Here is a 20,002-nt window from a genome sequence, read left to right as displayed (position 1 = left end):
CTCAGGCGGCGGCGCGGGCGCGGAGAGCCCGCACCACCGGCCCGACCACCAGGCCCACCGCCGCCCCCAGCACGACCCCCTGCACACCGTCCCAGACGTCCTGCGCGTCGCAGGCCCGCCCGATCGCGGGCGCCGCGTACTGCAGCGCCGACACCGCGAACGGCAGCACGGCCGTGCCCACCAGCGCCACCGCCGCCCGCCGCCTGGTCCCGGCCAGGGCGGCCGCGAACCCCACCGGGGCGTAGGTGGCCAGCTTGAGCTCGATGTGCCGTACGTGCAGCAGCTCGTACGGCGAGCGCGGCCGGGCGCCGGCCACCGTGCAGTGCCGCACGGCGTCCCGGGAGAGCTGGAACGCCTCCGGCAGCAGGGTCGCCACCACCACCCCGCCGAGCCCGAGCAGCAGCAGGAAGCCCACCGCCCAGTGGGCCCGCAGCAGCCGCCCCACCGGCCGGTTCAGCAGGGCGGCCGGCACCAGCGAGAGCAGCAGCCCGGGCCAGAAGTTCGGCATCCCGCCGAGCACCGCACTGATCACGCCTCAACGGACGCCCCGAACACCCGCTCGGTTCTCCCCCGCGCGCGGGTTCCGGTACCGCCCGCGCGCGGTACAAAGGAAGCATGGCAAGCAAGACGATCGCCGTGGTCTACGTGCTCGCGATGGTGGCCGTCGTGGTCGGCGTGGACGTCCTGTTCTTCCGGCACCACTTCTGGGAGCGGCTGGCGGTGAACGTCGGGATCGTCCTGGTGTTCACGGCCTGCTACGCCAGGTTCCTCCGGCGTTCCTGAGCGCCACCGTCACGCAGCCGGAATCGGCTCAGCCGTGGGCGCGGCGGGACGGTTCACGGAGGCGGAACGGTTCACGGAGGCGGAAAGATCACCGACCCCGGCCTCAGTGCGGGATCGAGGAGATCAGCTCCTGCGCCCCCTGCCGCTTGAGCGCCAGCGCGACCGAGGTGCCGAGGTCCTCCGGGCTGAGCACCCCCGCCCACTCGTGGGCGTCCAGCACCCGCTTGCCGTCCGGGGTGAAGACCCGGCCCCGCAGCGAGAGCCGGCCGTCCCCCTCGGCCCGGGCGAAGCCGGAGATCGGGCTGTTGCAGTGGCCCTGCAGCACGTGCAGGAACATCCGCTCGGCGGCCGCCTCCCGCCAGGTGTCGTGGTGGCCGAGGCCGGTCACGGCCTCGATGGTCGCGGCGTCGTCCTCCCGGCACTGCAGCACCAGGATCCCGGCGCCGATCGGCGGGCACATCTCCTCGACGCCGAGGACCTCGGTGATCCGGGCCCGCTCGCCGATCCGCTCCAGGCCGGAGACGGCGAGCAGCAGCGCGTCGACGTGCCCCGCCGCCAGCTTGGCGAGCCGGCTGTTGGCGTTGCCGCGGATCGGGACGCACTCCAGCTGCGGGTGGGAGGAGGCGAGTTGGGCGGTGCGGCGGACGGAGGAGGTGCCGATCCGGGTGCCGGGCGGGAGTTGGGCCAGGGTCAGGCCGCCGGGGTGGACGAGCGCGTCGCGGATGTCGTCGCGGCGCAGGTAGGCGGCGAAGACGGTGCCGGCGGGCAGCGGGCGGTCGGCGGGCACGTCCTTGAGGCAGTGCACGGCGACGTCGGCCTCCCCGGCGAGCAGCGCGGCGTCCACCTCCTTGGTGAACGCGCCCTTGCCGCCCAGGGCGGCGAGGTCCCCGGTCCAGCGGTCGCCCGAGGTGGTGACCGGCACCACCTCGGTGCGCAGTCCCGGGTGCAGCGCGGCGAGTTCGGCGCGGACCCGATCGACCTGGGCGAGCGCCATGGGAGAGGAGCGGGACACGATGCGGATCAGCTCAGCGGTGGCCATGGCGCGATGATAGGCGCTCCTACGGCTGCGGCTGCGGGTGCGTCACGTACTCGGCGTAACGGCGTGGCACGGTGGCCCACCGGGCGTCCCGCAGCACCGAGAAGACCGCGTCGAGCGCCGTAGCGGCCACCACCAGCAGGCTCGCGCCGCTGAAGCCGTGGCCGTCCGCCGCGCCGACGGCCGCCAGCGCCAGCACCGGCAGCACGGCGACCAGACCGGTGCCGAGCACCTCCGCGACGGCGAGCCGTCCGCGCAGGTAGGCCAGGAACTCGACGGTGGGCCGGCCGGGCCGGATCCCGGGGACGAACGCCCCCTCGCGCATCATCACGTCCGCGCTCCCGAGCACCGACCGCCCGGCCAGTACGGCCGGCCACGCGCCGACGGCGGCCAGCCCGAACAGCAGCGCCAGATACGGCATCCGGGGCAGCGGGAACGGGGCGAGCAGCAGGGCCGCCACCACCGCCGGGACGAACCCCCGGTGGCTGAGCACCAGCGGCAGGTAGCGGGTCCCGCCGCCGCCGGACCGCACCCCGATCATCCGCCGCGCGTACTGCACCGGCACGCGCCGCTCGCCCCGGCGCCCGGCGACCACCAGCGCGGTGGTCGCCACCAGGGAGAACAGCACCGCCTCCAGCACCAGCGCGTAGCCGCCGGGCCCGGACTCCCCCTCCACCGCCCACAGTTGGCCCGGCAGCACGGCGAGGACCTGGGCGAACAGCAGCACCGGCACCCCGTCGCCGAGCCCGTACCGGCCGATCCACCGGGCCAGCCACAGCACCGCCAGTGCGCCGACCGCGGTGCAGCCGGTGAGCACGGCGACGGCGGGCGCGCCGTGCCACCGCAGCACGCCGTCCCCGGCGGCCGGGCCGGGCAGCAGCCGGCCGGTGTCGGCGGCCAGTGCGAGCGCCAGCCCGCCGAGCAGGCCGAGGGCGAGGGTGGTCCAGGCTTCAGCCCGCCGCATCCCGGCGCGGCTGCCGGCCGCCCGTTCGGGGCGCAGCGCGGCGAGCCGGGGGTGCAGCCGGGTGAGGGCCAGGACGATCGGGCGGGCCAGGAAGACCGCCAGGACGCCGAACGGGAGCAGCGCCAGCCGGTACAGCCCGCCGCCGGTCAGCAGGTCGGCCAGGCCGCGTAGTTGGTCGCCCGGCAGGGTGCGGTCGGCGACCCGCCGCAGCACGGCCGGGTCGACGCCGGGCAGCGGCAGACTCTGCCCGAGCCGGAACAGCACCACCCCGCCGAGCGTGACGGCCGCTCGCCGGAGCAGTTCGGAACGGTGGACGGACACTCGCCTCAGCTCCCCCGATGTCGACGGGAGTTGGGACGCGACGGACGGCCGGGCGGTTCCCCGCCCGGCCGTCCGCGTGCCCCGTGGGCTCACTCGTTGTGCAGCACCTCCGCGATCGGCAGCCGGGCCGCCGAGCGGGCCGGGACGAGCGCGCCGAGGACGGCGATCGTGACGCCCGCGAGGGCGAGGGCGGTCAGCAGCGGGGCGCCCCAGACGTCGATCATGCCGTCCGTGAAGTGGATGATCCGGACGTTCTCCGCGATCAGCCGGTGCACCAGGATCCCGACCGGGATCCCGACGATCCCGCTGACCACGCCCTGCCAGGCCACCGAGGTGACCGTCATCCCGACGACCTGCCGGGGCGTCATCCCGATCGCCTTCAGCATCCCGAGGTCGCGGCGGCGCTCCCGGATGGTGAGCAGCAGGGTGTTGAAGACGCCGAGCGCGGCGACCACCGACAGCAGGACGGAGAAGGTCGTGCTGAAGGTCTTGATCGCGACGACCGACCCGGTGGTGCCCGCCGTGACCACCGAGGTCGACAGGGTCGGGTCGGCGGCGGAGACCGCGTCCTGGTAGGCCTTGGCGTCGGCGCCGGCGGCGAGCCGTACGTCGTACTCGACCACGTGCCGGTCCGGGGTGAGCAGGGCCCGGGTGGCGTCGTTGGAGGTGAGCGCGTTGGCGTTGCCCTGGGACTCCAGGCCGACCAGGGTGACGGTGGTCTGCCGGTCGTCCAGCACCAGGGTGACCTTGTCGCCGAGCTTGAGCCCGCGCTGGTCCAGGAAGGCCGGTCCGGCCTCGGCCTCGCCCAGCCCGGTCGCCGGGCGGCCCTCGACCACGTTCAACCGGCTGTGGTCGACCATGGCGTCGCCGCCGTAGAAGTTGGCGAAGACCACCTGGGGCTGGCCCACGACGGCGACCCGGACCAGGCCCCGGACGGAGACCCGGTCGGCGCCGGGGGCGGCGTGCAGCATCGCCTCGGTCTGCTCCTGGGTCAGCCGGGGGGCGCCCTTGTCCACGGTGAAGCCACCGGTCAGTACGTCGATGTGGGTGTACGTGTCGGGTGCGGACATGGCCTTGGCCAGGGTGCCGGTCAGGCCGGTGGTCACCGTCACGGTGACCACCCCGAGCGCGATCGCCGCCATGGTCAGCGCGGTGCGGGCCGGACGGGCGAAGGGCTGGCCGAGGCCGAGGCTGACGGCCCGGGGCAGCCGGGTGCCGCTCAGCCAGCGCTGCACCTTCAGCCCGCGCCCGCTGCGCGGGGCGCTGCCCGCCGAGATGGCCTGGGCGGCGGAGAGCCGGCGAGCCCGCGAGGCGGGCACCAGCGCGGCGAGGACGACCAGCAGCGGGACACCGAGCAGGGTGGCGACCGGCAGCCAGCCGGCCGGTGCGATGACGGCGGTGCCGGTCGCGATCCCGGAGAAGGCGGTCTGGAGGATCGGGTACGCGGCCGCCCAGCCGGCCGCCGTCCCGAGGACGGTGCCGACGACGGCGGGCACCGAGACCATGGTCAGGTAGACCGTGACCACCTGGCGCGGGGTGAAGCCGATCGACTTCAGCACCCCGATGTGCCGGTAGCCGGAGACCACCGCGCCGCTCACCACGTTGCCGACGATCAGCGTGGCGACGATCAGGCCGAGCACGCCGAAGACCGTCATCACCGGCAGGTAGGCGTCGGCGCCGGCCGAGAAGGCCTGCTTGAGCACCAGGTAGGACTGCCCGTTGGCGACCGCGTCCTTCGGCAGGCCCTCGGTGGCCCTGTCGAGCGAGGCGGTCAGCTGCTGCTCGGTGTCCGCGTCGGCGAAGCGGTAGAGCATCTGCCGGCCGGTGGGGTGCAGGGCGGCCGCCTGCTCGGGGGTCACCCAGCCGCCGGCGGACTGGCTCATGTCGGTGGCGGAGCCGACGACGGTGAGCTTCAGCCCCGTGTTGGTGGTGACCGACTTGCCGAGGTTTCCCTCCCCGGAGCCCCCGCCCGTGGCCATCACCAGCTCGCCGGGGGCGGTGGCCCAGCGGCCGGACAGCAGCTCCACCCGGTCCACCGGCGCGGCCGCCGGGTCGGGCCGGCCGACCAGGGTCAGCGGGCCCGGCGGGCGGCCGGCCCAGTCCGTGGGGATGGTCACCACGGCCTGGTCGAAGGGCCCGGCGGCGGCCTCGACGCCCGGCCGGTGGGCGGTGGCGGCCAGCTGCTCCGCCGAGGCCTTGCCCGGGTCGAAGACGGCGTTGACGTGCGCGCCGCGCTCGGCCTCGAAGGCGGTGTCGAAGGGGGACCGGGCGGCACTGATCACCGCGAGGGCGAGCAGCACGGTCGCGGTGGAGCAGAAGACGACCAGGCCGATCACGACGGTCTGCACCCGGCGGCGCTTCACCGCCGCCCGGGAGGCACGCCAGACGGCGCCGCTCCCCCTGATGGTTCGCTCGCTCATGCGCCCACCTCGCTGCGCTCGGCGGCCGCTTCGCGGAACGCGCACCTGCTGATGGTTCGCTCGCTTCGCTCGTTCACGTGCCCACCTCGCTGCGCTCGGCGGCCGCTTCGCGAAACCCGCACCTCTCGATGGTTCGCTCGCTTCGCTCGCTCACGACGACGCCTCCAGCATCCGCTCGCGCGCCACCTTGCCGTCCGCGACCTCGACCAGCCGGCTGGCGCAGCGGGTGGCCAGGTTGGGGTCGTGGGTGACGATCAGCAGGGTCTGCCCGATCTGGTTGAGGTCGATCAGCAGGTCCATCACCTGCTCGCCCGAGCGGCTGTCCAGGGCGCCGGTCGGCTCGTCGGCGAGCAGCAGCGCCGGGCGGTTCATCAGGGCGCGGGCCACCGCGACCCGCTGGCGCTCGCCGCCGCTGAGGGTGGCCGGGTAGACGTCCTTGCGGTGTGCGACGCCGAGTTCGTCCAGCAGCTCCAGTGCCCGGCGGCGGGCCTGGCGGGCGCTGGTGCCGGTCAGCTGGGCGGCCAGGGCCACGTTGTCCAGGGCCGGGAGGTCGTCGATCAGGTTGAAGAACTGGAAGATCATGCCGATGTGGCGGCGGCGGAACAGGGCCAGGCCGTTCTCGTTCAGCCCGCCGAGGTCCTGCCCCTGCACCCGTACGGTGCCGGAGGTGGGCCGGTCCAGTCCGGCCACCATGTTCAGCAGGGTGGACTTGCCGCACCCCGAGGGGCCCATCACGGCCACCGCCTCACCCGCGCGGATCCGCAGGTCGACACCGTCGAGCGCCTTGGCGTCGCCGAACTCCTTGTGCACCCCGGACAGCTCGACGACGAACGGCGTGTCGTCGGAGCGGGTGGTGGTCCCGTCGTGGTCGTTGCTCATGCCGACGAAGGTAGGCGCGGCGGCCCGGGCCGGACGTCCCACCCCGGGTGTAACCGCAGGTGGCCGTAGTACCGGGGATGTACGGCGGCGGCACCCCCGGATGATGTGGATCAAGGGCCGACCTGGGAGGCTGGGCGTCGTGTGGGGAACGGGGACCGACTGGATCGCGCTCGCGGTGGCGGGCGCCGCCTGTGCGGGCGCCGGCTGGCTGGGCGTCGCGCTGGTACGGGCACGCCGGCTGTACCGGGCCGCCATCGGCGAGCGCGGCTGGCTGCTGGAACGGGAGCGGGAGAGCGCCGCGAGCGCCGCCGTGGACGCCGAACGGGCGCGGATCGCCGCCGAGTTGCACGACATCGTGAGCCACAACGTGAGCCTGATGGTGGTGCAGGCCGGGGCCGCCCGGGAGGTGCTGGCCACCATGCCGGAGGAGGCGGCGGCCGCGATGGGCGCGGTCGAGGCGGCCGGGCGGGACACCATGACCGAACTGCGGCACCTGCTGGGCCTGCTCGCCCCGGCCGCGGACGGCAGCGAGGAGCCGGAGCGGAACGAGTTCACGCCGCAGCCCAGCCTGAGCCGGCTGAGCCCGCTGATCGACCGGTTCGCCTTCGCCGGGCTGCCGGTGGAGGTGCGGATCTCCGGCGAGCCGCGGCCGCTGCCCGGCGGCATCGACGTGACGGCCTACCGGATCGTCCAGGAGGCGCTGACCAACGCGCTCAAGCACGGGGACGGGGTGACGGCCCAGGTGACGGTGCGCTACGCGGACCACTACCTGCGGGTGGAGGTGCTGAACAGCGGCCAGAGCGTGCTCTCCGGGGCGCCCGCACCCGCGCCCCGGCGGGCGGACGGCGCCGGACGCGGGCTGATCGGCCTGCGCGAGCGGGTCGCGGTCTACGGCGGGGACCTGGACGCCCGGCGCCGGATCGGCGGCGGCTACCGGGTGCGCGCCCGCATCCCGCTGGACCGGCCGTGACGAAGGGGACCGCGGAGTCCGTGACCGAGGGGACCGTGGAAGCCGTGACCGAAGGGACCGTGGAAGCCCTGGCAGAGGGGACCGTGGAAGCCGTGACCGGGAGGACCGTGGAGCAGGACGAGCAGCGCCGCCCCCGGGTGGTGATCGCCGACGACCAGGAGCTGGTCCGCACCGGCTTCCGGATGATCCTCACCGCGCGCGGCATCGACGTGGTCGCCGAGGCCGCCGACGGCGCCGAGGCGGTGGCCGCCGCCACCCTGCACCGGCCCGACGTGGCCCTGCTGGACATCCGGATGCCCACCATGGACGGCCTGGAGGCCGCCCGCCGGATCCTGGCCACGGTGCCCGGCTGCCGGGTGATCATGCTGACCACCTTCGACCTGGACCACTACGTCTACTCGGCGCTGTCCGCCGGCGCCAGCGGCTTCCTGCTCAAGGACGTCACCTCGGCCCATCTCGCCGCCGCGGTACGGCTGGTGGACACCGGCGACGCCCTGCTCGCCCCGTCGATCACCCGCCGGCTGGTCGAGCGCTTCGCGGCCGGCGCCCCGCACCCCGCCGCGCGCGGCACCGCCACCCCGCGGCTGCACCGTGATCTCGCCCCGCTCACCCCGCGCGAGGTGGAGGTACTCGGACTGCTCGGACGCGGGCTGTCCAACACCGAGTTGGCGGTCGAACTGACCCTCAGCGAGTCGACCGTGAAGACCCATGTGGCCCGGATCTTCTCCAAGTTGAACCTGCGCGACCGGGCCCAGGCCGTGGTGCTCGCCTACGAGACCGGACTGGTCGCACCGGGTGCGAACGACTGATCGTCAACTTCGGTACCAGCGAAGATGATTCGCATGACAATCAGCCATCTCACTCAATAGGGGGAACGGCTCCGGGAATTCACATCTTTGCCAGTCCATGGGGGAACATCTGCGTGACCGCGCCCCAACCGCCGACAGCCGGTCCGGGCGGCATCACCCGCGGCATCACCCGCACGACGAACACCATTGGACAGGCCCGTGACCACCAGCACCCCCGTGTGGGACTGCCCCTTCCACCACACCGACGGCCTGGAGTTCGACCCCCTCCTCAAGCGGCTGCTCACCGAGGCCCCGATCGCCAGGATCCGACTGCCGCACGGCGAGGGCGAGGCCTGGCTGGCCACCCGCTACGAGGACGTCAAGGTGGTCACCACCGACCGCCGCTTCAGCCGCGCCGCCGGCATCGGGCGCGACCTGCCCCGGATGACGCCCGCCACCATCGCCCAGGCCGAGTCGATCAACCTGATGGACCCGCCCGAGCACAACCGGCTTCGCCGACTGGTCGCCCAGGGCTTCACCAACCGCCAGGTCGAACGGCTGCGCCCGGCCACCCAGCGGATCGTCGACGGCTACCTCGACGAGATGGCGGAGCACGGCGCCCCCGCCGACCTCGCGCACTTCCTCTCCGCCCGGCTGCCACTCACCACCATCTGCGAGCTGCTGGAGATCCCCGAGCAGGACCGCGACCGGCTGCGCGGCTGGGCCGTCGCGATGATGCGGATGGGCCCGGGCAGCCGCGAGGGCCAGGAGGCCGCCAAGGCCGGCCTGCGGGCCTACTTCGCCGCGCTCACCGCCGAACGCCGCGCCGCCCCCGGCGAGGACCTGATCAGCGCGCTGGCCACCGCCCGGGACGGCGAGGACCTGCTGGACGCCGACGAGCTCACCGTCATGGCGATGGTCCTGCTGGTCACCGGCCACGACACCAGCACCTACCAGCTCAGCAACATCACGTACACCCTGCTCACCCACCCCGAGCAGCTCGCCGAGCTGCGCACCCGGCCGGACACCCTGCCGCGCGCCCTGGAGGAGCTGCTGCGCTTCATCCCGTTCCGCCAGGGCCCGGGCATCGCCCGGGTCGCCACCGAGGACGTCGAGCTGGGCGGGGTGCTGATCCGGGCCGGCGAGGCCGTGCACGTCTCCTACCTCACCGCCAACCGGGACGCCTCGGTGTACGAGCGCCCCGACGAGCTGGACCTCGACCGCACCGACGGGCCGGTCAACATGGCCTTCGGCCACGGCCAGCACCGCTGCCTCGGCTCGCACCTCGCCCTGATGGAGCTGCAGGTCGCCATCGGCACCCTGCTGCGGCGCTTCCCCGGGCTGCGGCTGGCCGTCGACCCGGCCGAACTCGACTGGAACTCCGGCTCGATCTGGCGCTTCCCGCGCACCCTGCCGGTCGCCTGGTAGCCCCCCGTCCCCCAGGAGACCCAGGAGACCCCCCTCATGGCCACCCTCTGCCGCCCCGCCATCGCGGTACCCGAACACGTCATCACCCTCGACGAGACCCTCGACCTGGCCCGCACCCTGCACGCCGGCCACCCCCAACTCGGCCTGGCCCTACGGCTGATCGAGAACACCGGGGTGCGCACCCGGCACCTGGTGCAGCCGATCGAGCAGACCCTCACCCACCCCGGCTTCACCCACCGCAACCAGGTGTACGAACGGGAGGCCAAGCTCCGCGTCCCGGAGGTGGTCGAACGCGCCCTCGGCCACGCCGAGTTGGGCGCCCAGGACATCGACCTGATCATCTACGTGTCCTGCACCGGCTTCATGATGCCCTCCATGACGGCCTGGCTGATCAACACCATGGGCTTCCGCTCCGACACCCGCCAGGTGCCGATCGCCCAGCTCGGCTGCGCCGCCGGCGGCGCGGCCGTCAACCGCGCCCACGACTTCTGCCGCGCCTACCCGGGCGCCAACGTGCTCATCGTCGCCTGCGAGTTCTGCTCGCTCTGCTACCAGCCGAGCGACCTCGGCGTCGGCTCACTGCTCTCCAACGGCCTGTTCGGGGACGCGATCGCCGCCGTGGTGATGCGCGGCCACGGCGGCCGCGGGGTGCACGTCGAACGCAACGGCTCGCACCTCGTCCCGGACACCGAGGGCTGGATCTCGTACGGGGTCAAGGACACCGGCTTCCACTTCCAGTTGGACAAGCGGGTGCCCCGCACCATGGAGATGCTCGCCCCCGCGCTGCGCACCCTGGCCGGGCAGCACGGCTGGGACGTCTCCGGGCTCGGCTTCTACATCGTGCACGCCGGCGGCCCGCGCATCCTGGACGACCTCTGCCACTTCCTCAACCTGGAGCCCTCGACGTTCCGCTACAGCCGGGCCACCCTGACCGAACGCGGCAACATCGCCAGCGCCGTCGTCTTCGACGCCCTGGCCCGGCTGTTCGCCGACGGCGGGGTGGGCGAGGGCACCACCGGGCTGATCGCCGGCTTCGGACCGGGCATCACCGCCGAGATCTCGCTGGGCAGTTGGGTGGACTCCACCATCGAGCAGGCCCGCCGGCGGCCGCGCGCCATCTCCACCTCCGACATCGCCCTCGTCCATCAGGGCGCCCCCCGCCGTTTCCCCGCCGGCACTACGATCTCCGATTGACTTCCCCTCCCGCCCGAGGGCGAGGGAGTTCCCCCTCACCCTCGCGGCTGAGCCGCTGCGCGCGTGCGCCGCGGTGGGACGACTTCCTGCTTCACCGACGACTGCCCGCCCGGAGTTCTCCGTTGAGGTCTTACACCGTCTCCACAGGCTGCAACCGCCAGCCCGGCGGCCAGGATGTTCTTCGCCGCGTTCACGTCCCGGTCATGGGTGATGCCGCAGCCGCACGTCCATACACGGACGTCGAGCGGCATCCTGTCGCGCAGGATGCCGCAGCCCGAGCAGAGCTTCGAGCTGGGCAGCCACCGGTCGACGGTCACCAGCTCGCGGCCGTACCAGGCGCACTTGTACTCCAGCATCGTCCGCAGTTTCCTCCAGCTCGCGTCACTGATGGCGCGGGCGAGCCCCGGGTTCTTGAGCATGTTGCGGACGGTCAGATCCTCGATCACGAGCGTTTGGTTCTCACGGACGAGTCGAGTGGTGAGCTTGTGCAGGAAGTCCCCGCGCCGATCGGCGATCCGCGCATGCACGCGGGCGACCTTGACACGGGCCTTCTCGCGGTTGTTCGATCCCTTGGCCTTCCGACACAACTCACGCTGGGCCTTGGCCAGGCGTTCCCGGTCGCGGCGCTCGTACCTCGGGTTGTCGACCTTCTCCCCGGTGGACAGCGTCACCAGCGAGGTCGTGCCCGCGTCGATCCCCACCGCCGTGTCCACCGGGGGGAGTGGTCCGACCCGGGGGTCCTCGCACAGCAGGGAGACGAACCAGCGGCCCGCCGCGTCCTGGCTGACGGTCACCGTGGACGGTTGAACTCCCGTCGGCAGCGGCCGGGACCACGCGACGACGAGCGGATCGCTCATCTTTGCCACGCGGCGGTCCGGGCCTCCAACGCCATGTTGTAGACCTTCCGCACGCACCCGAACGTGCGAGACAGCTCGGCCGCCCGCGCATCGGTCGGATAGAAGCGGTACTTGAGGGCTCGCTTCACGCAAGTGGCCACGGCATACATGATAGGCCATCAGTTTGTACCATTCGGGCTCTCGCGTCCTCGATGCCGACTCGTCCGCCTTCAAAACAGCCGACCTCGCCACTTCCCCAGCCTCGACCGAGGATCCATCACGAGATGTCTCATTCCTTCCCGGCTTCCAAGACCTTCACCTCCTCGGAGATATTCAGATGACCGACACCACGGACCGCGCCGACACCGCGGACACCTCCGCCAGAGCCGCCGAACTCTCCGCCCTGTTCCCGGCGTTGCACGCGCCGCAGCACTGGGCCTGGGGCCGCTACGACGCGCAGTTCTCCACCGAGCTGCCGCCGGACGAGCTGGTCACCAACATCCACCTGGTCGGGTTCGCCGGCGGCGGCGTGGTGCTCTGCCGGGACGACCGGAACCACTGGTTCCTGCCCGGCGGCACCCGGGAGCGGGACGAGTCGGTCACCGACTGCCTGGCCCGCGAGCTGCGCGAGGAGGCCGGCGCCCGGCTGCTCGGCGAGCCGGGCTGGCTCGGCGCGCACCGCTGCCACACCGAGGACCCGGTGCCGTACCGGCCGTGGCAGCCGCACCCGGACAAGGCCTGGCTGTGGGGCTGGGGCGAGGTCGAGCTGGACTCGACGCCGACCAACCCGGCGGACGGCGAGCAGGTGGTGGAGGTCCGGGCCGTCCCGGTCGCCGAGGCGCAGCGGCTGCTGCTCACCGGGCACGAGGCCTGGTGGGGCGAGCTGATCGGGCTGGCCGTGGAGCTGCGGCGCCGGGCCCGGCAGGGCTGAGCGTTCCCGCCGGGGCGGAAGATCACTGGAATGGCCGAACAGCGGAGAGCAGTGTCCGTTTTGCGGTGATATGAATTATTCCATGGACACCAACGCCTTGGCTGCTTCGCTGGCAGTGGACTACCCGGTGCTCAACATCTTCTGGACGATGTTGGAGCTGTTCCTGTGGATCCTCTGGTTCTTCCTGCTGTTCAAGATCATCTCGGACATCTTCCGCAGCCATGACCTGAGCGGCTGGGGCAAGGCCGGCTGGCTGGTCCTGGTGATCATCCTGCCGCTGATCGGCATCCTCGCGTACCTGATCGCCCGCGGCCAGGGCATGGGGAAGCGGGACATCGAACAGGCCCAACAGGCCGACGCGGCCGTCCGGGCGTACATCCGGGACGCCGCCGGGCCGCCCTCGGAGGGCGGCGCCGGCGGGGGCGGCGCGGGCGCCGGCCGCAGCCACGTCGAGGACCTGGCGAGACTGGCCGACCTGAAGGACCGCGGCGCCATCTCCGAGGAGGAGTACCAGAAGGCCAAGGACCGACTCCTGGTCTGACCGTCCGAGCAGCACCACGGCCGGGCCGGTGGACGCGTGAGGCGTCCACCGGCCCGGCCGTTCCCGGAGACCGCTCAGCGCCGTCCGGAGCGCCGGTCCTTGGAGCCGCCGTCGCCGCCGCCGGTCAGACCGGCCCGGCGCAGCGCGTCCGCCATGGCGCTGTTCGCCAGCGGGGCGTTGCCGCCGGAGCCGCCGCCGCGCCGGTCCTGGCCGCCACGGCCGCCCTGACCACCCGGACCGCCGCCCTGGCCGCCACGGCCGCCCTGAGCGCCGCCCTGAGCGCCCTGGCCGCCCCGGTCACCGCCGCGCCGCTCCTGGCGCGGCGGGCGGGCCTGCCGCTCGCCCCGCTCGCCCCGGTCACCGCGGTCGCCGCCCCGCTCCCGGCCCCCGCCGACCTCGTCGTCCAGCCGCAGGGTCAGCCCGATCCGCTTGCGCGGCACGTCCACCGTGAGCACCCGGACCTTGACGATGTCGCCCGGCTTGACCACCTCGCGCGGGTCCTTGACGAAGTTCCGGGACAGCGCCGAGACGTGCACCAGGCCGTCCTGGTGGACGCCCACGTCGACGAAGGCGCCGAAGGCGGCCACATTGGTGACCACGCCCTCCAGCACCATGCCGACCTCCAGGTCGCCGATCTTGTCGACGCCCTCCTTGAAGGTCGCGGTGCGGAAGGCCGGGCGCGGGTCGCGGCCCGGCTTGTCCAGCTCGCCGAGGATGTCGGTGACGGTCGGGACGCCGAAGGTGTCGTCGGCGAAGTCCGCCGGGCGCAGCGCCCGCAGCCGCTCGCCGTTGCCGATCAGCTCGCGCAGCTCCCCGCCGGTGGCGGCGAGGATCCGGCGCACCACCGGGTAGGCCTCGGGGTGCACGCTGGAGGCGTCCAGCGGGTCGTCGCCGCCGGGGATGCGCAGGAAGCCCGCGCACTGCTCGAAGGCCTTGGGGCCGAGCCGGGAGACGTCCTTGAGCTGCCGGCGGGTGCGGAACGGGCCGTTGGTGTCGCGGTGGGCCACGATGTTGTCGGCCAGCGTGGCGGTGATGCCGGAGACCCGGGTGAGCAGCGGCGCCGAGGCGGTGTTGACGTCGACGCCGACGGCGTTGACGCAGTCCTCGACCACGGCGTCCAGCGAGCGGGAGAGCTTCACCTCGCTCAGGTCGTGCTGGTACTGGCCGACGCCGATCGACTTGGGGTCGATCTTGACCAGTTCGGCCAGCGGGTCCTGGAGGCGGCGGGCGATCGACACCGCGCCGCGGATCGACACGTCCAGCTCCGGCAGCTCCTGGGAGGCGAACGCCGAGGCCGAGTAGACCGAGGCGCCGGCCTCGCTGACCATCGCCTTGGTGAGCTTCAGCTCGGGGTGGCGCCCCAGCAGGTCCTCGGCGAGCTTGTCGGTCTCCCGGGAGGCGGTGCCGTTGCCGATCGCCACCAGGTCGACGTCGTGCTTCTTCGCCAGCGCGGCCAGGGTGTTCAGCGCCGCGTCCCACTTGTTGGCGGGCTGGTGCGGGTAGATCGTCTCGTACGCGACCACCTTGCCGGTGGCGTCGACCACGGCGACCTTCACCCCGGTGCGGAAGCCCGGGTCCAGGCCCATGGTGGCGCGGGTGCCGGCCGGCGCGGCGAGCAGCAGGTCGCGCAGGTTGGCGGCGAAGACCCGTACCGCCTCGTCCTCGGCCTCGGCCCGCAGCCGGGACCGCAGGTCGATGCCGAGTCGCACCAGGATCCGGGTGCGCCAGGCCCAACGGACCGTGTCGGCCAGCCACTTGTCGGCCGGGCGGCCGCGGTCGGCGATGCCGAAGCGGGCCGCGATGCGCTGCTCGTAGTCGTTCTCGCCGGGCAGGTCGCCCTCGGAGTCGCCGTCGTAGGGGGAGAGTTCGAGGTCCAGCACCTCCTCCTTCTCACCGCGCAGCATCGCCAGGATGCGGTGCGAGGGGAGCTTGGGGTACGGCTCGGCGAAGTCGAAGTAGTCGGCGAACTTGGCGCCGTCGGCCTCCTTGCCGTCCCGCACCCGCGCGACCACCCGGCCGCGGCTCCACATCCGCTCGCGCAGCGAGCCGACCAGGTCGGCGTCCTCGCCGAAGCGCTCGACCAGGATCGCCCGGGCGCCCTCCAGCGCGGCCGCGCCGTCCGCCACCGACTCGTTCAGGTACCCGGCGGCGAGCGCGGCCGGGTCCTGCGTCGGGTCGGCGAGCAGGGTGTCGGCCAGCGGCTCCAGCCCGGCCTCGCGGGCGATCTGCGCCTTGGTCCGCCGCTTCGGCTTGAACGGCAGGTAGATGTCCTCCAGCCGCGCCTTGGAGTCGGCGGCCAGCACCTGGGCGCGCAGCGCGTCGTCCAGCTTGCCCTGGGACTCGATCGACTCCAGCACCGCCGCGCGGCGCTCCTCCAACTCCCGCAGGTAGCGCAGCCGCTCCTCCAGGGTGCGCAGCTGGGCGTCGTCCAGCGAGCCGGTGACCTCCTTGCGGTAACGGGCCACGAACGGCACGGTCGAGCCGCCGTCGAGCAACTCGACGGCGGCCTTCACCTGCCCCTCGCGGACGCCCAGTTCCTCGGCGATCTTGCGCTCGATCGCCTGCTGGGCCTGCCGGGCCACCTGTTCGACTGGCGTGGTCACGAAGCCGGTCACCTTCTCCTTCAGTGCTTTCGCCGTACGCCCAGCATTCTGGCAGGTACCGGTGACGGCTCCCGGCCGTACCCGGGGCGGCGGGCGTGGCGCGCATCGGCCTCGGCCCCAACGAGGTGCGGGCGGAGTCCAGTTGCGGATTCCCAGGCTGCCGGGCGTGAACACCCCGGACACCTCCGAGGCCTGCGCCGCGCCGGGCCGCTGTGCGCGGTGGCGCCGGCCGGGAACGTGCTGCGGTACGGCCGGGGCGGCACCGTCGGGGTGCGGATCACCGTCCGCTGATCGAACTCCGGTACGCAGTTCGCCGATCCGGCTGATCCCCGGCGATCCGCGCTGTACGCTGCCGGGCATGTGCGCTGCCGCCCGGATGCACCCCGATGAACCGGTCGTCGACGCTGCCCTGGTACGGCGGTTGATCTCCGCCCAGTTCCCGCAGTGGGTGGGCCTGCCGGTCACCCCGGTCGGGTCCGCCGGGACGGACAACGCGATGTTCCGGCTCGGGCCCGAACTCGCCGTCCGGCTGCCCCGGGTGGAGTGGGCCGCCGGGGACGTCCGCCGCGAGCACCGCTGGCTGCCCCGGCTGGCACCGCTGCTGCCGCTGCCCGTCCCCGCCCCGCTGGCCGTCGGCCGCCCCGCCGCGGGCTATCCGTGGGAGTGGTCGGTGGTGCGCTGGCTCGACGGCGTCAACCCGGCGGTCGGCGTGCTCGCCGCGCCCGAGGCGCTCGCCCGCGACCTGGCCGGCTTCGTCAAGGCCCTGCGCACCCTGGACCCGGACGGTGCCCCGGCCGGCCCCCGCAGCGTGCCGCTCGCCTCCCGGGACGGCTCCACCCGCGCGGCGATCGCCCAGCTGACCGGCGCCATCGACACCGCGGCCGCGACCGCCCTGTGGGACAAGGCGCTCCGCCTCCCCGACCACGCCGGCCCACCGGTCTGGATGCACGGCGACCTCACCCCCGGCAACCTGCTGCTGAACCGCTCCGGCCGGCTCGCCGCCGTCCTCGACTTCGCCCTGATGGGCGTCGGCGACCCCACCACCGACCTGCTGCCCGCCTGGAACCTCCTCCCCGCCTCCGCCCGCCCCGCCTTCCGGGCCGCCCTGCGCGCCGACGACGCGATGTGGGCCCGCGGCCGCGCCTGGGCCTTCTCCATCGCCCTGGTGACCATCCCGTACTACCGCCACACCGACTCGGCCCGCACCGCCCACGCCCGCCACGTGGTCCGCGAGGTGCTCGCCGACCGCAGCGTCTGAAGGCCGCCCGCGCGTCTGAAGGTCGTCGTGAAAGGTCGTCGCGAAAGGTCGTCGCGGAAGATCGCAGTCTGCGAGTCCCCGTGCACGGACAGGTAACGGACAGGTACGAGACGGCCGTGACGGACACGGCGGGGACGGCCGCTCGCCGGAGATCGTCCCGGGACGGGGATGACGCGGGTTGTGGCGGCCCGGAGGGAGCGGGACGCTGTTCTTACACCTCTGGAAGGGGGTTGATCGGCATGTCGTTCATGCAGGTCATCGAATACGAAACCACCGAGGCCGACCGCGTCGACCGGCTCATGGACGAGTGGCTGCGGGCCACCCACGGCAAACGCACCGCCCAGCACGCCACGATCGGCAAGGACCGCGACCGGCCCTCCCACTTCGTCCAGATCGTGGAGTTCCCCTCTTACGAGGAGGCGATGAAGAACAGCGACCTGCCGGAGACCCGGCACATCGCCGAGGAGATGCGGGAGGCATGCGACGGGGCGCCGCGCTTCGTCAACCTGGACGTGGTCCGGGACATGACGCTCGACGAGGACGCGCTGGAGATCCTGATGGGCCGCGTCGTCAACGATCTGGGCGCCGTGGCGATCGCACCGCTGCTGTCGATCGGCGACCGGCTCGGTCTCTTCCGGGCCATGGCGGACGAAGTACCGCTCACCTCCTCCGAGTTGGCCGAAAGGACGGGCACCCAGGAGCGCAACGTCCGGGAGTGGCTGGCGGCGATGGCGGCCAGCGGCTACGTCGCGCTCGACCCGGACGGACGGTTCCGGCTCACTCCCGAGCAGGTCGCCGCCTTCTGCGACGAGGACAGCCCCTTCTTCGCCCTCGGCGGCTTCCAGGCCTTCATGGCCGCAGCCGCGCAGGGGACCCGCGAGAAGCTGGAGCGCGCCTTCGTCGAGGGCGGCGGCGTGGGCTGGGAGCAGCACCACCCGGACCTGTTCACCGGCACCGCGCGCTTCTTCCGCCCCGGCTACGCGGCGCACCTGGTGCAGGAGTGGCTGCCGGCCCTGGACGGCACGGTGGAGCGGCTGCGCACCGGCGGCAGCGTCGCCGACGTCGGCTGCGGGCTCGGCCACTCCACCATGCTCATGGCCCGGGCCTTTCCCGCGTCCGGCTTCACCGGGTTCGACTACCACCTGCCCTCGGTCGAGAAGGCCCGGGCCCTGGCCGAGGAGAACGGGCTGGCCGAGCGCACCGCCTTCGAGGTGTCCGGCGCCGCGGACTTCGGCGGCGGCCCGTACGACCTGATCACCTTCTTCGACTGCCTGCACGACATGGGCGACCCCGTCGGCGTGCTCTCGCACTGCCGGGCGCGCCTCTCCGACGGCGGCGTGGTGATGCTGGTCGAACCGCACACCCAGGACGACCTCGCCGACAACCTGAACCCCCTCGGCCGGGCCTTCTACAGCGCGTCCTCACTGATCTGCGTCCCGGCGTCCCAGGCACAGCCGGTCGGCCGCGCCCTCGGCGCCGCCGCCGGCGAGGCCCGTACCCGCGAGGTGGCCGCAGAGGCCGGGTTCCCCCACTTCCGCCGAGCCACCGAGACCCCCTTCAACCTGGTCTACGAACTGCGGAACTAGGTCCTGTCCGGGTCATGTCCGGCGGAGCGTGCCGGGCAGTCCCTAGGACGCCCCGACCTGCCCGGTGATGGTCAGCAGGTGGGCCACCAGCGGGCTGCGGTCGTCGGCGCGCCAGGCGACGGCGGCGCGGGTGCGGGCGGTGCCGGGGTCGATCCGGCGGAAGGCCACGCCGCGCAGCCGGATCCGCCGGATGCTCGCCGGGGCCAGCGAGACGCCGAGGCCGGCCCCGACCAGGGCGCAGACCGTCTGCCACTCCACCGCCTGCTGCCCGGTCCGCGGGGTGAAGCCCGCCCCGGTGCACAGGCCGGTGATCCGGTCGTACAGCTGCGGCCCCTCCTCCCGGGGCAGCAGCACGAACGGCTCGTCCGCCAACTGCCCGAGCCGGACGGTCCGTTGGGCCGCCAGCGGGTGGTGCGCCGGGAGCACGGCGACGAACGGCTCGCTGAGCACCGTCCGGAACCGCAGCTCCGGTTCGTCCGCCGGCGGCTCGCGGAGCAGGCCGACGTCGATGCCGCGCTCGTGCAGGGCGGCGAGCTGCGGCGCACTGGTCATCTCCCGTACGTCCAGCCGCACCCCGGGGTGGCGGTCCCGGAAGGTGCGCAGCAGCCCGGGCAGCACGGTCAGGGCGAGCGAGGCGGAGAAACCGATCCGCAGCCGGCCCGCCTCGCCGCCCCCGACCGCCCGGGCGGCGGCCAGCCCGTCCGCGAGGTCGGCCAGGGCCCGGCGGGCGGCGGGCAGCAGCTCGTGCCCGGCCGGGGTCAGGGTGACGCCGCCGGGCTCCCGCCGGAACAGCGGGTGGCCGACCTTCTCCTCCAGCCGGCGGATCTGCTGGCTCAGCGGCGGCTGGGCGATGCCGAGGCGGGCGGCGGCCCGGCCGAAGTGCAGGTCCTCGGCGAGCACGGCGAAGGCGTGCAGCTGCGGCAGGGGTAGTTCCGGGCGCTCCATACGCGTAGGGATATCAGATCGGCACCGGACGAGTATTGGACGTATCCCCGCAGGCCACCTAGCGTTCGGCGCATGACGAACACGACGGATCGACGCGCCGTCCTCAGCGGCTCCACCTTCGAGGAGCAGATCGGCTACGCCCGCGCCGTGGTGGACGGCGACTGGGTGCACGTGTCCGGGACGACCGGGTTCGACTACGCCACCATGACCATCTCCGAGGACGTGGTGGAGCAGGCCGAGCAGTGCCTGCGCAACATCGGGGCCGCGCTGGCCGAGGCCGGCTCCGGCTTCGCCGATGTCGTACGGGTGCGCTACCTGCTTCCCGAGCGTGCGGACTTCGAGCCCTGCTGGCCGGTGCTGCGCCGCTGCTTCGGTGAGGTCCGGCCGGCCGCGACGATGCAGGTCTGCGGTCTGGCCGACCCTCGGATGCGGATCGAGATCGAGGTGACGGCCCGGCGGCGGAGCGCGTGAGGCCGGGCTGATTCACCGCCAGGCCACCGCCCGTCCGCGGCCATTGCT

17 protein-coding genes and 1 pseudogene are annotated in these 20,002 nt (G+C 73.4%); 10 read left to right on the top strand and 8 right to left on the bottom strand.

Features of this window, described 5'->3' with window-relative positions:
- Position 1: 1 nt before the first annotated feature.
- A complete protein-coding gene (locus tag ACZ47G_RS26935; protein WP_465746852.1) occupies positions 2-532 on the bottom strand; it encodes a hypothetical protein in 531 nt (176 codons plus the stop codon).
- 83 nt (positions 533-615) lie between these two features.
- Here ACZ47G_RS26935 and ACZ47G_RS26930 point away from each other — a divergent pair, with 83 nt between their 5' ends.
- Positions 616-783 carry a hypothetical protein gene (locus ACZ47G_RS26930; RefSeq protein WP_465746850.1) on the top strand — a complete coding sequence of 56 codons (168 nt, stop codon included), beginning with the start codon at positions 616-618 and terminating at the stop codon, positions 781-783.
- A gap of 103 nt (positions 784-886) precedes the next feature.
- Here ACZ47G_RS26930 and hemC read toward each other — a convergent pair whose 3' ends face one another.
- From hemC to ACZ47G_RS26910, 4 genes are all read right to left on the bottom strand, one after another.
- On the bottom strand, positions 887-1,822 hold the full coding sequence (gene hemC / locus ACZ47G_RS26925) for a hydroxymethylbilane synthase (RefSeq protein ID WP_465746848.1): 936 nt from the start codon (positions 1,820-1,822) through the stop codon (positions 887-889).
- Positions 1,823-1,841: 19 nt separating this feature from the next.
- Positions 1,842-3,104, bottom strand: coding sequence for a hypothetical protein (locus ACZ47G_RS26920; protein WP_465746846.1), 1,263 nt, complete (start codon positions 3,102-3,104; stop codon positions 1,842-1,844).
- Positions 3,105-3,193: 89 nt separating this feature from the next.
- Positions 3,194-5,524: an ABC transporter permease gene (locus ACZ47G_RS26915; protein ID WP_465746844.1), complete on the bottom strand. Its 2,331-nt coding sequence runs from the start codon at positions 5,522-5,524 to the stop codon at positions 3,194-3,196.
- A 150-nt stretch (positions 5,525-5,674) separates the two neighbouring features.
- Positions 5,675-6,403 carry an ABC transporter ATP-binding protein gene (locus ACZ47G_RS26910; protein ID WP_465746842.1) on the bottom strand — a complete coding sequence of 243 codons (729 nt, stop codon included), beginning with the start codon at positions 6,401-6,403 and terminating at the stop codon, positions 5,675-5,677.
- A gap of 139 nt (positions 6,404-6,542) precedes the next feature.
- Here ACZ47G_RS26910 and ACZ47G_RS26905 point away from each other — a divergent pair, with 139 nt between their 5' ends.
- From ACZ47G_RS26905 to ACZ47G_RS26890, 4 genes are all read left to right on the top strand, one after another.
- A complete protein-coding gene (locus tag ACZ47G_RS26905) occupies positions 6,543-7,373 on the top strand; it encodes a sensor histidine kinase (protein WP_465746840.1) in 831 nt (276 codons plus the stop codon).
- Between the two features lie 92 nt (positions 7,374-7,465).
- Complete coding sequence (locus tag ACZ47G_RS26900) at positions 7,466-8,182, top strand: response regulator (RefSeq protein WP_465746838.1); 717 nt, start codon at positions 7,466-7,468, stop codon at positions 8,180-8,182.
- A 198-nt stretch (positions 8,183-8,380) separates the two neighbouring features.
- Positions 8,381-9,589 carry a cytochrome P450 gene (locus ACZ47G_RS26895; RefSeq protein WP_465746836.1) on the top strand — a complete coding sequence of 403 codons (1,209 nt, stop codon included), beginning with the start codon at positions 8,381-8,383 and terminating at the stop codon, positions 9,587-9,589.
- Positions 9,590-9,625: 36 nt separating this feature from the next.
- On the top strand, positions 9,626-10,783 hold the full coding sequence (locus ACZ47G_RS26890) for a type III polyketide synthase (RefSeq protein ID WP_465746834.1): 1,158 nt from the start codon (positions 9,626-9,628) through the stop codon (positions 10,781-10,783).
- Positions 10,784-10,818: 35 nt separating this feature from the next.
- Here ACZ47G_RS26890 and ACZ47G_RS26885 read toward each other — a convergent pair.
- Positions 10,819-11,789, bottom strand: a pseudogene (locus ACZ47G_RS26885) (RNA-guided endonuclease InsQ/TnpB family protein).
- A gap of 167 nt (positions 11,790-11,956) precedes the next feature.
- On the opposite strand from ACZ47G_RS26885, the gene ACZ47G_RS26880 reads away from it, so the two are divergent.
- Complete coding sequence (locus tag ACZ47G_RS26880; RefSeq protein WP_465746832.1) at positions 11,957-12,550, top strand: NUDIX domain-containing protein; 594 nt, start codon at positions 11,957-11,959, stop codon at positions 12,548-12,550.
- An 82-nt stretch (positions 12,551-12,632) separates the two neighbouring features.
- On the top strand, positions 12,633-13,091 hold the full coding sequence (locus ACZ47G_RS26875) for an SHOCT domain-containing protein (RefSeq protein ID WP_465746830.1): 459 nt from the start codon (positions 12,633-12,635) through the stop codon (positions 13,089-13,091).
- A gap of 74 nt (positions 13,092-13,165) precedes the next feature.
- Here ACZ47G_RS26875 and ACZ47G_RS26870 read toward each other — a convergent pair whose 3' ends face one another.
- Positions 13,166-15,694 (bottom strand): Tex family protein, encoded by a 2,529-nt coding sequence (locus ACZ47G_RS26870; protein WP_465746828.1) that lies wholly within the window; start codon positions 15,692-15,694, stop codon positions 13,166-13,168.
- 358 nt (positions 15,695-16,052) lie between these two features.
- Between ACZ47G_RS26870 and ACZ47G_RS26865 the strand changes: the two genes are divergently transcribed.
- Positions 16,053-16,952, top strand: coding sequence for an aminoglycoside phosphotransferase family protein (locus ACZ47G_RS26865; RefSeq protein ID WP_465746826.1), 900 nt, complete (start codon positions 16,053-16,055; stop codon positions 16,950-16,952).
- Between the two features lie 239 nt (positions 16,953-17,191).
- Entirely contained in the window at positions 17,192-18,538 is a 1,347-nt protein-coding gene (locus ACZ47G_RS26860; RefSeq protein ID WP_465746824.1) for a methyltransferase, read from the top strand.
- Between the two features lie 42 nt (positions 18,539-18,580).
- On the opposite strand, the gene ACZ47G_RS26855 is transcribed toward ACZ47G_RS26860, so the two are convergent.
- Positions 18,581-19,483: a LysR family transcriptional regulator gene (locus ACZ47G_RS26855; protein ID WP_465746822.1), complete on the bottom strand. Its 903-nt coding sequence runs from the start codon at positions 19,481-19,483 to the stop codon at positions 18,581-18,583.
- 72 nt (positions 19,484-19,555) lie between these two features.
- Between ACZ47G_RS26855 and ACZ47G_RS26850 the strand changes: the two genes are divergently transcribed.
- Positions 19,556-19,954, top strand: a complete 399-nt coding sequence (locus ACZ47G_RS26850) for a RidA family protein (RefSeq protein ID WP_465746820.1) — start codon at positions 19,556-19,558, stop codon at positions 19,952-19,954.
- Positions 19,955-20,002: the final 48 nt, after the last annotated feature.

The organism is Kitasatospora sp. NPDC030952, assembly GCF_055571335.1.
This window is presented reverse-complemented; position numbering and strand designations above follow the sequence as displayed.